Raw genomic sequence first — 14620 nt, forward strand, 5'->3', positions numbered from 1 at the left:
ACCTCTTATTTACTATCTAAAAATCCTTGTAAGATTACGACTGCAGCCATCTTATCGATTACTTGCTTTCGCTTCTTACGGCTTACATCAGCTGAAATGAGTAGACGTTCCGCTGCCATCGTCGACAAACGCTCGTCCCACATTACAACGTCTAATTGTAACAGCTCTCGTAGGTTTTCTGCAAATTGTTGGCACGCTTCACCACGTGGGCCAATTGTACCATTCATATTTTTAGGTAAACCTACTACTATTTTATCCACATTGTACTGCTTTACTAACTCAGAAATACGATCAAAACCAAAGTGACCTCGTTCTTCGTTAATCTTGATTGTTTCTAACCCTTGTGCTGTCCAGCCCATTTCGTCGCTCATTGCAACTCCGACTGTTTTTGTACCTACATCTAAACCTAATATCCGCATAAACTACTCCTCACGATGATGTTTCAAGTAAGACTTCACAAGCTCTTCAATTAACTCATCACGTTCAAGCTTGCGAATGATGCTACGTGCATCTTTATGGCGAGGTATGTATGCTGGGTCTCCACTTAATAAATAACCGACGATTTGGTTAATCGGATTATAGCCTTTTTCTTGAAGTGCATCATACACAGTTAAAAGTACATCATTTACATGGACACTCTGTTTTTCATCTTGAATGCTAAACTTCATTGTTTTATCAAAACCGTCCATTTCAAGCACCTCACTTATATAGTAAGTATAGGGAGAAGAACTTCTCCTCTCCCTACCATTGTACACTACTATCTCTTTATTTTGAAACAGATTTAACGTACTCTTGTACAAATGCTAAAGCTTCTTCTACTTGAGCTGGGTTTTTACCGCCTGCTTGTGCCATATCAGGACGGCCACCACCGCCACCGCCACAACGAGAAGCTACTTCTTTCACAAGTTTACCAGCATGGTAGCCTTGGCTGATTAAATCTTTTGTTACACCTGCTAGGATGTTTACTTTATCGTCATTAACAGACGCTAATACAACAACTGCTGACTCTAATTTATTTTTCAAATCATCCATCATCGTACGTAAGTTGTTCATATCTGCAACATTTACTTTTGCTGCTAATACATTTACGCCATCAACTGTCATTACAGAATCAGTTAAGTTTCCAGCTTCGATATTGCTTAATTTCGCAGCAAGAGATTCGTTTTCTTTTTGAAGTTGTTTCACTTCAGCAAATAGACCATCAACTCTTGTTAAAATGTCTTTCGGATTTGTTTTCATTTTTCCTGCTGCTTCTTTTAATAAGCCTACTTGATCGTTCATTAATTCGTATGCAGACTTACCAGTTACCGCCTCAATACGACGAGTTCCTGCACCGATACCAGACTCAGCAACGATTTTGAAAATACCGATAGAAGCTGTATTATCAACGTGACAACCACCGCAAAGCTCTAAGCTGTAATCGCCAACTTGTACAACGCGTACAACATCTCCGTATTTTTCACCGAATAATGCCATTGCGCCCATTTCTTTCGCTTCTCCGATTGATTTTTGAGAAATCTCAACGTTAATACTTTCCCAAATTTTCTCGTTTACCATACGCTCAATTTTTTCTAATTCGTCAGCTTGTACTTGACCGAAGTGAGAGAAGTCAAAGCGTAAACGTTCAGAAGTTACAAGAGAACCTGCTTGATTAACATGCGTTCCAAGTACGTCTTTTAACGCTTGGTGTAGTAAGTGAGTTGCTGTATGATTTTTCACAACGCTACTACGGTTTTTCGTATCGATAACAGCTTTCACAGCTGCATCTTTCGTTAATGTGCCTTCTTCCACAGCTACTTTGTGTAAATTTTGACCATTTGGTGCTTTTTGTACGTCTTTTACAAGAACTTTCACGCCGTCAGCAAGAAGGTAACCACGGTCAGCAATTTGTCCACCGCTCTCAGCGTAGAATGGTGTTACGTCAAGAATTAACTGTCCTTCTTCACCTGCTTGTAGGCTATCTGTGTACTCACCGTTTTTCACAAGTGCAACAACGTTACTTTCTGTTGCAACTGTACCGTAACCAACGAACTCGCTCGCTACTTTAACTTCTCCAAGTACACCGCCTTGAACTTGCATTGAGTCAACGTCTTGACGAGCAGCACGTGCACGCTCACGTTGTTTTTCCATTTCATTTTCGAAGCCTTCTTGGTCAACTGTCATACCAGCTTCTTCTGCATATTCTTCTGTTAATTCGATTGGGAAACCGTATGTGTCATATAGACGGAACGCATCTACTCCAGAAATAACAGTTGTTTTTTCTTCTTTTGCTTTTGCAATAACTTCAGCTAAAATTGCTTCACCATCATGAAGTGTTTCATGGAAACGCTCTTCTTCGTTTTTCACAACTTTCGCAATGAAGTCTTTCTTTTCAAGTACTTCTGGATAGAAGTCTTTCATTACTTCTCCAACAACCGGTACTAATTCAAACATGAATGGACGATTAATGTTTAATTTCTTCGAATAACGAACAGCGCGGCGTAATAAACGACGTAATACATAACCACGACCTTCGTTAGATGGAAGAGCACCGTCACCAACAGCGAATGTTACTGTACGGATATGGTCAGCAATTACTTTAAATGCCATATCTTTTTCTAAATCGCCATTACGATATTTCTCACCAGAAATTGCTTCTGTTGCACCAATCATCGGCATGAATAGATCTGTATCAAAGTTCGTAGGTACATCTTGAACGATAGATGTCATACGTTCTAGACCCATCCCTGTATCGATGTTTTTCTTAGGAAGCGGTGTATATGAACCATCTGGATTATGGTTAAATTGAGAGAATACAAGGTTCCATACTTCTAAGTAACGCTCGTTTTCTCCGCCTGGATATAACTCAGGGTCACTAAAGTCATTACCGTAAGCTTCTCCACGATCATAGAAAATCTCTGTATTCGGTCCACTTGGTCCTTCACCGATATCCCAGAAGTTTTCTTCTAAGCGGATGATACGCTCTTTTGGAACACCCATTTTTTCATTCCAAATTGCGAATGCTTCTTCATCTTCTGGATGGATTGTAACAGATAGTAATTCTTTATCGAATCCGATCCATTTGTCGCTCGTTAAGAATTCCCAAGCCCATGTAATTGCTTCTTCTTTGAAGTAATCACCAATTGAGAAGTTTCCTAACATTTCAAAGAATGTATGGTGACGAGCTGTTTTCCCTACGTTCTCAATATCATTTGTACGAATTGATTTTTGAGCATTTGTAATACGTGGGTTTTGCGGGATTACACGACCATCAAAATATTTTTTTAATGTTGCTACCCCACTATTAATCCATAGAAGAGATGGATCTTCATGTGGAACTAGTGATGCACTAGGTTCTACTGCATGTCCTTTTTCTTGGAAAAAGTCTAAAAACATTTGACGAATTTGTGCGCCTGTTAGTTGTTTCATTGTATTTCCTCCTTAAATATAAAAAACTCCCGCCCCTATAAAAGGGACGAGAGTTAACTCGCGATACCACCCTAATTATGAATTGATTATTATAACAATCAATTCATCACCTCATGGTGCCGTAACGTGGCAAGACGGCAGTGATTAGCTGCTCTCAGGATTAGCTTTCTGTTACCCTTCATTTAAAGCTTCTTTCAGCCATATGGAAGCTTCTCTCTATAAATGGACTGTAACGTACTTGTTCCGTCATTGATTTAATGTATTATATGACTAAATATAATAGAATTCTCTTAAGTTTGTCAATGTAGATAATCATTTATATTGTATGAATCGCTTATTAATCATAGGTATTCTACTATTCATTCTTAACAGCCTTTTCATATATTATGCAGTTCATTAATAAATCGTACTATTTTCATAAAAATATCCGTATAAACTTTTCTGAATATTGTATTTTTGTTACAATTAAATTATTAATAACAAAGGAGCGATTACTATGGCGACCTTATTGAATAAAGCTAAAAACATATTAACGACTAACGAAACAATATTGTTTTACGCAGCATGTTCATTAGATATATTTATATATCGTTCCGTCTCAAGGCCCGGGCTGTTAATTTTAACGAACAAAAGGCTCTTCTTTTATGGACCCGACGTAAGTAAAAATCCAATATTTGAAGAATACTCTTTCGGAAAAATTTCTAATCTAAAAGAAAAAAAACGTCTTTTCAGCAATCAAATTATCTTTATGTATGATAACGAATGGAAAAAAATAAAACATATTCAAACAAATGATGTGAGCTCCCTCGTACAAAAGATACACGAGCAGCTTTCTAAATAAAAATATGATTAGCCCTCTATTTCTTACATAGAGGGCTTCTATACTTACACATCTTCTTTTTTCAAAAGAGGCCTTACATGAACAATGACCGTGCGAATAACTGCTAAAATTGGAACCGATATTAGTAACCCTATAATCCCAGCTACCTCTCCCCCAATTAGTAATGCAAGCATAATAATAACGGGATGCATACGAAGTGACTTACCAACAATGTAAGGGGATAAAATGTTACTTTCAACGAATTGTAAAATAGCAATCGTAATTCCTGCCTTAATAAGTAAACTCGTTGATACTGTTGCTGCAATCATTAACGTCGGGATTGCTCCTAAAATAGGACCGAAGTACGGGATTATATCCGTTACTCCAATAATAATGCCAAGCAATAATGGATATTTCATACCGATAAACCAAAAAGAAAGAGCTGATACGCTCCCTAATACTAAGCAAACAAATAACTGCCCTCGAATATAACTTCCAAGTGACTTATCAATTTCTTTCGCAAGCATTTGCCCCGTACCTCGCCATTTACTTGGGATTAGTTTCCAAAAGATGTGATAAAACTCACCATAATCTTTTAATATGTAAAATACAATAAACGGTATTAAGAAAATAATGAGCAACGAATCAAGTACACCACGCGCTGTACTCATCACTTTATTTAAAAGAGCTTGAATCTTCGTTTCTACACCACCAAAAATTTGTTTCACCTTTTCATGAATGAACGACGGGAAATTCGCTGTTTGTTCTGTAACACCATCCATCCATGAATCATACATTTTTGTAAACTGCGGAAATTGTTCGTTAATTTCTTGCAATTGCTTAATAACAACTGGTGTCCCTTTATAAATCCCATAACCAATTCCGCCAAAGAAAAGAATGTAAATGAGCAAAATAGCAAGTGTGCGTGGCATTCCTTCCTTATGGATTTTTTCAATTAAAGGGTGCAATAAATACGCAATAAAACAAGCGATAAGAAATGGCGTGATTGCTACTTTAAATACAAAAATAATTGGTGCCCATAGTGGCTTAATTTTTAAAAAGACGAGCAAACAAAGAAAAACAAGTAACAATAATCCTAAACGGTATATCCAAATGATTTTAAGATTCTTCACATGAAAAACCTCCTCCACCTTTATTTTGAAAATAAATGGGGTAGGTTATGTGCGAAACTTTTAAAATCTTTTCATACGGACCATACTGTTTTTTAAAGACGTACATATAAATAACATAACAAGGACAACCATCCCTGAGAATACAGCATGAAACAATATAATCAGGAGGACTAATTATGGTTTTGTTTATGCTTGGATTATCAGCACTTTTTATGATTCTTGAATGGATTTGTATCGGGTTTGGTATTTGGAAGGGATTCTTTATTCGTTCCTCACGTAAAGAAAAAGCGAAGCAATTATGGCAGTATGGAATACTCGGCGTTGGCTGCTACGGTCTATCTTATCTTTTCTCAGAAATCGGACTTTTTTATTTGCATATGAGCACATAAAAAAACTCCCTCGTCAATAAGGGAGTTTTTCACTTTATCAAAATGATTATAAGTAAGATTTAATCATCTTACGCGCCTTTTTTATATTTCGTTTTGAAAACACATCTTGCTTACGAGCATATTGATATGCTGCAGCTCCAACACCTAATGCGATTAATGAATTGCGTAGATTCAAAGTAAATCCCCCTTTTCGTTATCCGATCGTTCTTTCATTCTCATCAAATAAATCATCAAGAGAGCTTAATGAACCATCTTCCTCAACTTGATGCGTATGGATTTTCCCCTTTGAAACCGATAATTCGATATAACAATTCCAGCAATAAAATTGGTTGACACCTATTTTTCCAATGTCTTTCCCTTTGCAATTTGGACAAATGAACATATGGCTTTCATCTCCTTACAGTCTCCCAGATTCTATTCGCCATTATGTCCAAACCGCATTCATTTATACATTGCTGGAGCCTTTCAACGCTATGCGTTTGAAAGTTTCACTATATAATTTCACCTTGTTACATGAAATCATACGGTGAAATGTTTTCCACGTCCATTTCTTCGCCATTAACTGTTACCATCTGTACTTCTCCTTGTGATTCCTGCAAGCGATTAGCCAAAGTCGTTTGACGCATTGCATCATCAAGGCGATTTACACCAGATTGGAAAGCCGCTTCCTCCCCGCAAATAATAAGGAACTTCTTACTTCTTGTAATGCCCGTGTAAATTAAATTACGACGTAACATACGGTTGTAACTTTTCACGATCGGCATAATAACAATCGGAAATTCACTACCTTGTGATTTATGAATGGAACAACAATATGCATGCGTAATTTGATTTAAATCAGGCTTTGTATACGTTACCTCAATTCCATCAAATGAAACGATAATCATATCTTGTTGTTCAACGTTTTCTTTCGCATAAAACACTGAAACAATTTCTCCGATATCACCATTAAACACTTGGCTCTCTGGCTGATTAACGAGTTGCAGTACTTTATCGCCTCTTCGGTATACAACATCACCGTACGGGATTTCTTTACTCTTCTCCCTTTTCGGGTTAAATACTTGTTGCAATGCTTCGTTTAATACATTAATACCAGCAGGCCCACGGTACATCGGTGCTAATACTTGGACATCCCTTGCACTAAATCCTTTTGTTTTAGCATTTTCACAAACCTTTTTCACAACCTCAACAATTTGAGCCCCTGTACAGCTGATAAATGAACGATCTTTTTTATTTTGTGCTAAATCTGGCGGGAGCGTGCCGTCTTTGATCGCATGGGCAAGTTGAATAACAGATGAGCCTTCTGCTTGACGATAAATTTCAGTAAGCTTCACTGTCGGAACTGCTCCTGCATTTAATAAATCTTTTAACACTTGTCCAGGTCCTACAGATGGCAACTGATCTTCATCACCTACAACGATAACTTGAATGTTTGTCGGAAGTGATTTAAACAGCTGGTTTGCAAGCCAAATATCAACCATCGAAAACTCATCAATAATAAGGAGCTTACCTTGGACAGGATCCGTTTCATTACGCTGGAAAGATCCTTCTGGCGTCCAGCCAAGTAAACGGTGAATTGTACAAGCTGGAAGCCCTGTCGATTCACTCATCCGCTTCGCTGCTCTTCCTGTTGGAGCTGTTAATAGTATTGGAAATGGATTATCATCACTATATTCATTCGGATTTAACGATAATCCGTGCAATGATGCATACATTTCAACAATCCCTTTAATAACAGTTGTTTTCCCCGTTCCTGGTCCACCTGTTAATAACATCATCGGTTTATGGAGTGCCGTTTGAATCGCTTCTTGCTGAAACGGTGCATATTGTACGTTCAGCTGTTCTTCAATTTCACCTAATGTTTTTAACACTTCCGCTTCAGGAAATGTAGGTGTTTCCTCTTGATTCATCAATCGACGAATGGACTTTACAACACCTTTTTCAGAGTAGAACAACGACGCTAAATACACTCGTTCTTCTTCTATGATGACTTTCCCTTCACTTTGCATCATTTCAATACAACCTATAATATCTTCCTCAGTCACTCTTCCTTCTTGGTTATTCAAAAGTGACATCGTTTCTCTTACAAGTTGATCTTTCCCCATATAAACGTGGCCAAGTTGCAATGAGACATTCTCTAATGTGTAAAAACATCCTGCGCGTACACGGTCGTCGTGATTACCCGATATCCCTAACGCACGCCCTATATCATCCGCTCGTCCAAAACCAATCCCGTCCACTTCTTCAATAAGTTGGTACGGATTATTGCGAATTACTTCTAATGTCATCTCTTTATATTGCTGGTAAATCTTAATAGAAAGTTTCGTTCCAAAACCGTAACCATTTAAAAAGCTCATTACTTTCTCTAATCCTTGATGTTCAACAATTGTCTCATATATTTCCTGAGCCTTTTGTTTGTTAACAACACCATTTAACGCCTCAGGGTCATCCATAATTTTAGAAATAGCATGTTCCCCGAGATGATCCACAATTTTTTCCGCTGTACGCTTTCCTATCCCTTTAAATAAATCACTCGCTAAATATTGCACCATACCTGCTTTTGTTTGCGGCAATTCTTTTTTAAATGTTTCAACCATATATTGTTTTCCATACTTTGGATGGTCCTTAAAATGACCTGTCAATGTAAACACTTCATCTTCATGCATGCGGGGAAAATGACCGTTTATCATTACTTTCTTTTCGTCATACGTTTCATTCGTTTCAATGACTTTCATACTGACAACGGAATAGAGGTTTTCTTCGTTGTGGAAAATGGTATGAAGAACTTGCGCTTTTATAAACTTTTTCTCTTCCTCAAACAAATCCATTGCATGTTGATTTCCCATCTTTCCTCTCCTTTCCGATATTTTCACTTTAATGAGCAGTACATCCCCCACCTTTTTAGATGAGAGATAACTACCCATTAAACTATATTTTTATCTTATTCAGCTTCTTGCTCTAATAAACGAACGCCATTACCAGCTAAAAAGTGATCTGGCTGAATTTCAGTTGCTTTCTTAAATAAAGCGAGAGCCTTCTCGTTATTTTCTTCAAATACGTATGCAACACCTAAATTGTAATACGCATCTGCATGCTCTTCTTCCATTTCTAATACCTTTTCAAAATAAGGTTTCGCCTCTTGAATATGTTCTAGTCGTGCAAAGCAAAGTCCGCACTGGAATATAGCTTCTACATCGTTTTCATCTAATTCTGTTGCTCTTTGTAAGAATGGTAGTGCAAGACGATCATTTCCAAGCTGTACATGTGTAATACCTAACATAAATGTTACATCAGCTGATTGTAATCCAGCTTGCATTGCTTGTTCAAATACAGCTTTAGCCTCTGCAAATTGCTCTTGACCGTAATATACGTTTCCTAATCCATAATAAGCAGCAGCAGATTTATCATCTAACTCTAATGCACGTTTATAAAATAAAACTGCTCTTTCACTATCACCTAGTACATCTAATAAGTTCGCAAAATTAATGTATCCAAGCGCATCTTTCGGATTTTCTTCGATTGCTTCTGTGAAATTTTTAGCAGCTTCTTCCCAGTTTCCTTCTTGCATATATTGAATACCTGTTTCAAGTTTGTTTGACATGTCCTTCACCTCTACAACAAATTATAACAAAGAATGTATTTTCCAAGCGAACGAAAATTCGCTTTATGTAAAAGAAACCTCTAACCGCTAATCGGCAGAGGCTTCTCGTTTTATCCTAAATAATCCAATTTCTTACCACTACGGTACACTTCATCAATTGTAGCACCGCCTAAGCACTCATCTCCATCATAGAAAACAACTGCTTGTCCTGGTGTAATTGCACGAATTGGCTCGTCACAAAGAATGCGAATTGTATTTTCATCAACGATTTGAACCGTTACTTTATTGTCTTCTTGACGATAACGGAATTTCGCTGTACATTTAAATTCTTTTTCTTTCGCTTCATTACTTACCCAACCGATATTCGTAGCAATAACTTCATCACCATATAGCAGTTCGTTATGGAATCCTTGGTCAACATATAAAATGTTTTCTTTCAAGTTTTTCCCAACAGCAAACCACGGATCACCGTTACCACCAATACCAAGGCCATGACGTTGTCCAATTGTATAGTACATTAAACCGTCATGCTTTCCTTTCACTTCACCAGATAATGTTTGCATCACACCTGGTTGTGCTGGTAAATAATTACTTAAGAAATCTTTAAAGTTACGCTCACCAATGAAGCAAATACCAGTACTATCTTTCTTCGCCGCTGTTGCTAAACCAGCTTCTTTCGCCATTTCACGAATTTGCGGTTTCTTTAATTCACCTAACGGGAACATTGTTTTTGATAATTGCTCTTGGCTTAATTGATTTAAGAAGTATGTTTGATCTTTATTGTCATCAACGCCGCGAAGCATTTTATATTCGCCGTCCATATTAGCAACGCGTGCATAATGGCCTGTTGCTACATAATCAGCACCAAGCGCAATTGCATGCTCTAAAAATGCTTTAAATTTAATTTCTTTATTACACATTACGTCTGGGTTTGGTGTACGACCAGCTCGGTACTCGTCCAAGAAGTACGTAAATACTTTATCCCAGTATTGTTTTTCAAAGTTTACTGCATAATACGGAATACCGATTTGGTTACACACTTCAATTACATCATTGTAATCTTCAGTTGCTGTGCAGACACCATTCTCATCTGTATCATCCCAGTTTTTCATAAAAATTCCGATTACATCATAACCTTGCTCTTTTAATAAAAGTGCTGCTACAGATGAATCGACGCCACCGGACATACCGATGACAACGCGTGTTTCGTGAGGTAGTTTGTTCATCATGTCACCTCCCATGCTAATTTTGTGTTAATCGCTTCACGATTTTCACTGTTTCGTACGCCGCTTTTTCAATTTGTTCTTTCGTATTTCCAAGTCCAAAACTAAAACGTACGGATGAACGTATTTGATCGGAGTCTTTTCCAAACATCGCTACTAATACATGTGATGGATCAATCGAACCAGCTGTACAAGCAGAACCACTTGATACTGCAATGCCAGCTAGGTCTAAGTTCACAAGGAACGGTTCAATGTTCATTCCTGTAAAACTTACATTGAGCACATGCGGTAAGCGATGTTCTAAGTTTCCGTTTACCTCGAAAGTAATGCCTTCATTTTTGAAGACAGATACCATTATATCTTTAAACTCTTCATATTGGGCATTTTTTTGCTCACGAGTTTTTTCAGCAATAAAAATTGCATGCTGAAGCCCAGCAATACTAGGCACATTTTCCGTACCAGCACGGCGTTTTCTTTCTTGCTCTCCGCCTATTAATAACGGCTCAAATTTCACATTTGCACCAGCGAATAAGAACCCTACACCTTTTGGTCCGTTAATTTTATGAGCTGAAATTGATAATAAATCAATACCAAACTCTTTCACATCAATTTCTACTAAACCGTAAGCTTGTACCGCATCTGTATGGAAATAGGCTTGATGCTCTTTTAGTAGCTTTCCTATTTCCACAATTGGTTGCATTGTCCCTACTTCATTATTCCCAAACATAACAGATACAAGAATCGTCTCTTCTGTTAATGCCTTCTCTATGTCAGAAACTTGAACACGTCCTGTTTCATCGACAGGTAAATATGTCACTTCAAACCCTTCACGCTCTAACACTTCACACGTATGCAAAATCGCATGATGTTCAATTTGCGTCGTTATAATGTGGTTACCCTTATGACGGTTCGCACGCGCTACACCTATAAGCGCTAAATTATCAGCTTCTGTACCACCGCTCGTAAATATAATTTCATTCGGATTCGCATGAATGCTACGTGCACACACTCGTCTTGCCTCATCTACTGCGTGACGCGTTTGACGTCCATAAAAGTGAATACTAGACGGGTTCCCGAATATTTCTGTCATATATGGAATCATCTTTTCGACCACTTCTGGGTGAGTCGGAGATGTCGCAGCATGATCTAAGTAAATGCGTTCCATTAAATCTCCTTCTTTCCAAATCGTTTCACAAGGAATTAAATGTAAAACATATAGCCCCCGTGATTTTCTTCCTCATAACGTACTAAATCTTCTAACGTTGTACTATCTAACACTTCTTGCACCGCATCACGAACACGCATCCATAACTGGCGCTGTGCTGGTTCTTCTTCTTCTATCATTTCTACAACACTAATCGGTCCCTCTAATACACGGATTACATCCCCAGCTGTAATGTTAGCTGGTTGATCAGATAATACATATCCGCCATATGCCCCGCGCGTACTCTTTACAAGACGAGCGTTACGAAGTGGTGAAATTAATTGCTCTAAGTAATGCTCGGATAAGTCGTGTGCTTGCGCAATTGATTTTAATGAAATCGGACCTTCACCAAATTTTTTCGCAAGATCGATCATAATTGTTAAGCCATAACGGCCTTTCGTTGAAATCTTCATCTATTTTGCACCTCTTTTCAAATTTTCACTTCTATTGGTTATATCTTATTTATAAAAAGAACACAATTTAAAATCCTATGAAATTATAGCATAATATAGTATTATAAGAAATTTCAACTTGTGTATCAAAATGATAACATAAAATCACATTGAAAAACTCGGAAATTATTACAATTGAAAGAAAAATGAAAATATTTATCTTCATTTTTCCCACAAAACAGCATCCTATTTCAAATTTCACAGAAAAAAATGATACGATAGAACGAGATTATATATTAAGGGAGACGGTCTAAATGAAACAACCACTCGCACATCGAATGCGCCCTACAAATATTCAAGAAATTATTGGACAACAGCATTTAGTTGGTGAAGGAAAGATTTTATGGCGAATGGTCCAAGCAAATCATTTTCAATCTATGATTTTATACGGTCCTCCAGGTACAGGAAAAACATCCATTGCTAGTGCAATTGCAGGAAGTACCGGTACCCCGTTTCGTCTATTAAACGCTGTTACTCACAATAAAAAAGATATGGAAGTTGTCGTGCAAGAAGCAAAGATGCATCGACACCTCGTTTTAATTTTAGATGAAGTTCACCGTCTAGATAAAGCAAAGCAAGACTTTCTATTACCTCATTTAGAAAGCGGACTTCTTACTTTAATTGGTGCAACGACGAGTAATCCGTTCCATGCTATTAATTCTGCTATTCGAAGTCGTTGTCAAATCTTCGAATTACACGCATTAACAGAAGATGATCTTTTAATTGGCTTAAAACGAGCACTTGAAGATAAAGAAAAAGGTCTGGGAGAATATGATGTAACTGTTACGCCTGAAGCACTGCATCACTTTGCAAATGCGTCAGGCGGAGATATGCGTTCTGCTTATAATGCACTTGAACTAGCTGTTTTATCTAGCTTTACAACGGATGACAAAGCTGCGGAAATTACGCTAGAAATCGCAGAAGAGTGCTTGCAAAAAAAGAGCTTCGTTCATGACAAAGGTGGAGATGCTCATTATGACGTATTATCGGCGTTTCAAAAATCGGTGCGCGGAAGTGATGTAAATGCAGCACTTCATTATTTAGCACGCCTTATTGAAGCTGGTGATTTACAAAGTATTGGTAGACGTCTTCTTATTATGGCTTATGAAGATATCGGACTTGCTAGTCCACAAGCTGGACCACGTACATTAGCTGCAATTGAATCAGCTGAACGAGTGGGATTCCCAGAAGCACGCATACCACTTGCAAATGCCGTTATCGAACTTTGCTTATCACCGAAATCAAATTCAGCTTACAAAGCACTCGATGCAGCACTACATGATTTACGTAACGGTCAAACAGGTGATATTCCAAGCCATTTAAAAGATAGTCATTACAAAGGCGCAGAGGCATTAGGTAGAGGCATTGGATACTTATATCCACACGATCAGCCAAATGGCTGGGTACAACAACAATACTTACCTGATAAAATCAAAAACAAGCAATATTATAAGCCGAAAACGACAGGGAAATTTGAACAAGCACTTTCTACTGTGTATGACAGATTACAAAGTTCGAATAAAACGAAAAATAAAGGGTAACATAAACGAAAACGTCACCATTACGGAGGCTTCGCTTATGAAAACACGTCAAGATGCATGGACAAGAGAAGACGATCTCCTTTTAGCAGAAACTGTTTTACGACATATTCGCAGTGGCAGTACACAAATAAAAGCATTCGATGAAGTTGGCGATGCTTTGAACCGCACTTCAGCAGCTTGTGGCTTTAGATGGAATGCTGAAGTACGTGCGAATTACGAAGATGCGGTGCAGATTGCAAAAAAACAACGTAAAGAATTAAAACGTTCTGAAGCTAAAATAGAAAAAGATCAGTTCACGAAAACGAAACAACTCGTAATCGACGCTGAGTTTTCAGAAGATATTACGCCAAGTAAACAGGAACTTACAATGCAAAATGTCATCTCATTTTTGCAAAATATGGGACATAATAACCCTTCAATCGCAAAGTTGCAAACTGAAAATGATGTATTACAAGATCAGCTCACTTCCCTACAAAAAACGAATCATGAACTTGAAGCAAAATTAGCGGTACTCACAAAAAAACAACAAGCAATCGAAGAAGATTACGCAATGCTTGTTAGAATTATGGACCGTGCTCGAAAACTCGTTTCAGTTGAAGAACAAGAAGAACAGATCGCTCCCATTTTCAAGACAGATCAAAATGGAAATTTAGATATTATATATTCTGCAGAGAATTAGAAAACTCCCCACCAAAAATAAAAAGGTGGGGAGTTTTTCATAGCGATGAATTGAATAATTATAACTATAATATTATTATAAACCTAATGACTATTCTCAAAAGGATCTGGTAATCATGTCATTAATAATCTTCAAAATAACACTCGGTGTTCTCGTTCTGACTTTAGCTC

15 protein-coding genes and 1 other annotated feature are annotated in these 14620 nt (G+C 37.6%); of the genes, 4 read left to right on the forward strand and 11 right to left on the reverse strand.

Features of this window, described 5'->3' with window-relative positions; translation table 11 throughout:
• Positions 1–5: 5 nt before the first annotated feature.
• The 3 genes from ruvX to alaS all read right to left on the reverse strand — a co-directional run bounded on the left by ruvX (position 6) and on the right by alaS (position 3408).
• Positions 6–419, reverse strand: a complete 414-nt coding sequence (ruvX, locus tag COK05_RS01890; protein ID WP_001221202.1) for a Holliday junction resolvase RuvX — start codon at positions 417–419, stop codon at positions 6–8.
• 3 nt (positions 420–422) lie between these two features.
• Positions 423–689, reverse strand: coding sequence for an IreB family regulatory phosphoprotein (locus tag COK05_RS01895; RefSeq protein ID WP_000348590.1), 267 nt, complete (start codon positions 687–689; stop codon positions 423–425).
• Between the two features lie 76 nt (positions 690–765).
• Positions 766–3408: an alanine--tRNA ligase gene (alaS, locus tag COK05_RS01900; protein WP_098611249.1), complete on the reverse strand. Its 2643-nt coding sequence runs from the start codon at positions 3406–3408 to the stop codon at positions 766–768.
• Between the two features lie 39 nt (positions 3409–3447).
• Positions 3448–3667: a binding site (T-box leader), on the reverse strand.
• A 237-nt stretch (positions 3668–3904) separates the two neighbouring features.
• On the opposite strand from alaS, the gene COK05_RS01905 reads away from it, so the two are divergent.
• Positions 3905–4249, forward strand: coding sequence for a PH domain-containing protein (locus tag COK05_RS01905; RefSeq protein ID WP_098611250.1), 345 nt, complete (start codon positions 3905–3907; stop codon positions 4247–4249).
• Positions 4250–4293: 44 nt separating this feature from the next.
• Here the strand turns inward: COK05_RS01905 and COK05_RS01910 are convergent, their stop codons facing one another.
• The gene (locus COK05_RS01910) at positions 4294–5361 is read right to left on the reverse strand and encodes an AI-2E family transporter (protein WP_098611251.1); all 1068 of its coding nucleotides are present in this window, start codon (positions 5359–5361) and stop codon (positions 4294–4296) included.
• Positions 5362–5537: 176 nt separating this feature from the next.
• Between COK05_RS01910 and COK05_RS01915 the strand changes: the two genes are divergently transcribed.
• Positions 5538–5750: a hypothetical protein gene (locus tag COK05_RS01915; RefSeq protein WP_098611252.1), complete on the forward strand. Its 213-nt coding sequence runs from the start codon at positions 5538–5540 to the stop codon at positions 5748–5750.
• 46 nt (positions 5751–5796) lie between these two features.
• Here COK05_RS01915 and COK05_RS01920 read toward each other — a convergent pair whose 3' ends face one another.
• The 7 genes from COK05_RS01920 to cymR form a co-directional block, all read right to left on the reverse strand.
• Positions 5797–5925, reverse strand: a complete 129-nt coding sequence (locus tag COK05_RS01920; protein ID WP_001053552.1) for a YrzQ family protein — start codon at positions 5923–5925, stop codon at positions 5797–5799.
• A gap of 18 nt (positions 5926–5943) precedes the next feature.
• On the reverse strand, positions 5944–6132 hold the full coding sequence (locus tag COK05_RS01925) for a hypothetical protein (protein ID WP_000469281.1): 189 nt from the start codon (positions 6130–6132) through the stop codon (positions 5944–5946).
• A gap of 127 nt (positions 6133–6259) precedes the next feature.
• Positions 6260–8596 carry an SF1B family DNA helicase RecD2 gene (gene recD2, locus COK05_RS01930; RefSeq protein ID WP_098611253.1) on the reverse strand — a complete coding sequence of 779 codons (2337 nt, stop codon included), beginning with the start codon at positions 8594–8596 and terminating at the stop codon, positions 6260–6262.
• A 95-nt stretch (positions 8597–8691) separates the two neighbouring features.
• Entirely contained in the window at positions 8692–9351 is a 660-nt protein-coding gene (locus COK05_RS01935; RefSeq protein ID WP_098611254.1) for a tetratricopeptide repeat protein, read from the reverse strand.
• A gap of 110 nt (positions 9352–9461) precedes the next feature.
• Positions 9462–10577, reverse strand: coding sequence for a tRNA 2-thiouridine(34) synthase MnmA (gene mnmA, locus COK05_RS01940; RefSeq protein ID WP_098611255.1), 1116 nt, complete (start codon positions 10575–10577; stop codon positions 9462–9464).
• Positions 10578–10593: 16 nt separating this feature from the next.
• Entirely contained in the window at positions 10594–11739 is a 1146-nt protein-coding gene (locus COK05_RS01945; RefSeq protein WP_098611256.1) for a cysteine desulfurase family protein, read from the reverse strand.
• 35 nt (positions 11740–11774) lie between these two features.
• A complete protein-coding gene (gene cymR / locus COK05_RS01950; protein WP_000704116.1) occupies positions 11775–12191 on the reverse strand; it encodes a cysteine metabolism transcriptional regulator CymR in 417 nt (138 codons plus the stop codon).
• Positions 12192–12484: 293 nt separating this feature from the next.
• Between cymR and COK05_RS01955 the strand changes: the two genes are divergently transcribed.
• Positions 12485–13771 carry a replication-associated recombination protein A gene (locus COK05_RS01955; RefSeq protein ID WP_098611257.1) on the forward strand — a complete coding sequence of 429 codons (1287 nt, stop codon included), beginning with the start codon at positions 12485–12487 and terminating at the stop codon, positions 13769–13771.
• Between the two features lie 37 nt (positions 13772–13808).
• On the forward strand, positions 13809–14450 hold the full coding sequence (locus tag COK05_RS01960) for an RsfA family transcriptional regulator (protein ID WP_098611258.1): 642 nt from the start codon (positions 13809–13811) through the stop codon (positions 14448–14450).
• Positions 14451–14620 lie beyond the last annotated feature (170 nt).

Source organism: Bacillus cereus, assembly GCF_002567495.1.
Taxonomy (GTDB): domain Bacteria; phylum Bacillota; class Bacilli; order Bacillales; family Bacillaceae_G; genus Bacillus_A; species Bacillus_A cereus_AQ.

Excerpts from the sequence above, each read along its gene's own strand:
- COK05_RS01895 (WP_000348590.1), bottom strand. The coding sequence starts at position 689 with ATGGACGGTTTTGATAAAACAATGAAGTTTAGCATTCAAGATGAAAAA.
- COK05_RS01935 (WP_098611254.1), bottom strand. The coding sequence starts at position 9,351 with ATGTCAAACAAACTTGAAACAGGTATTCAATATATGCAAGAAGGAAAC.
- COK05_RS01960 (WP_098611258.1), top strand. The coding sequence starts at position 13,809 with ATGAAAACACGTCAAGATGCATGGACAAGAGAAGACGATCTCCTTTTA.
- ruvX (WP_001221202.1), bottom strand. The coding sequence starts at position 419 with ATGCGGATATTAGGTTTAGATGTAGGTACAAAAACAGTCGGAGTTGCA.
- COK05_RS01925 (WP_000469281.1), bottom strand. The coding sequence starts at position 6,132 with ATGTTCATTTGTCCAAATTGCAAAGGGAAAGACATTGGAAAAATAGGT.
- COK05_RS01915 (WP_098611252.1), top strand. The coding sequence starts at position 5,538 with ATGGTTTTGTTTATGCTTGGATTATCAGCACTTTTTATGATTCTTGAA.
- COK05_RS01905 (WP_098611250.1), top strand. The coding sequence starts at position 3,905 with ATGGCGACCTTATTGAATAAAGCTAAAAACATATTAACGACTAACGAA.
- alaS (WP_098611249.1), bottom strand. The coding sequence starts at position 3,408 with ATGAAACAACTAACAGGCGCACAAATTCGTCAAATGTTTTTAGACTTT.
- cymR (WP_000704116.1), bottom strand. The coding sequence starts at position 12,191 with ATGAAGATTTCAACGAAAGGCCGTTATGGCTTAACAATTATGATCGAT.
- COK05_RS01955 (WP_098611257.1), top strand. The coding sequence starts at position 12,485 with ATGAAACAACCACTCGCACATCGAATGCGCCCTACAAATATTCAAGAA.
- COK05_RS01945 (WP_098611256.1), bottom strand. The coding sequence starts at position 11,739 with ATGGAACGCATTTACTTAGATCATGCTGCGACATCTCCGACTCACCCA.
- mnmA (WP_098611255.1), bottom strand. The coding sequence starts at position 10,577 with ATGAACAAACTACCTCACGAAACACGCGTTGTCATCGGTATGTCCGGT.
- recD2 (WP_098611253.1), bottom strand. The coding sequence starts at position 8,596 with ATGGGAAATCAACATGCAATGGATTTGTTTGAGGAAGAGAAAAAGTTT.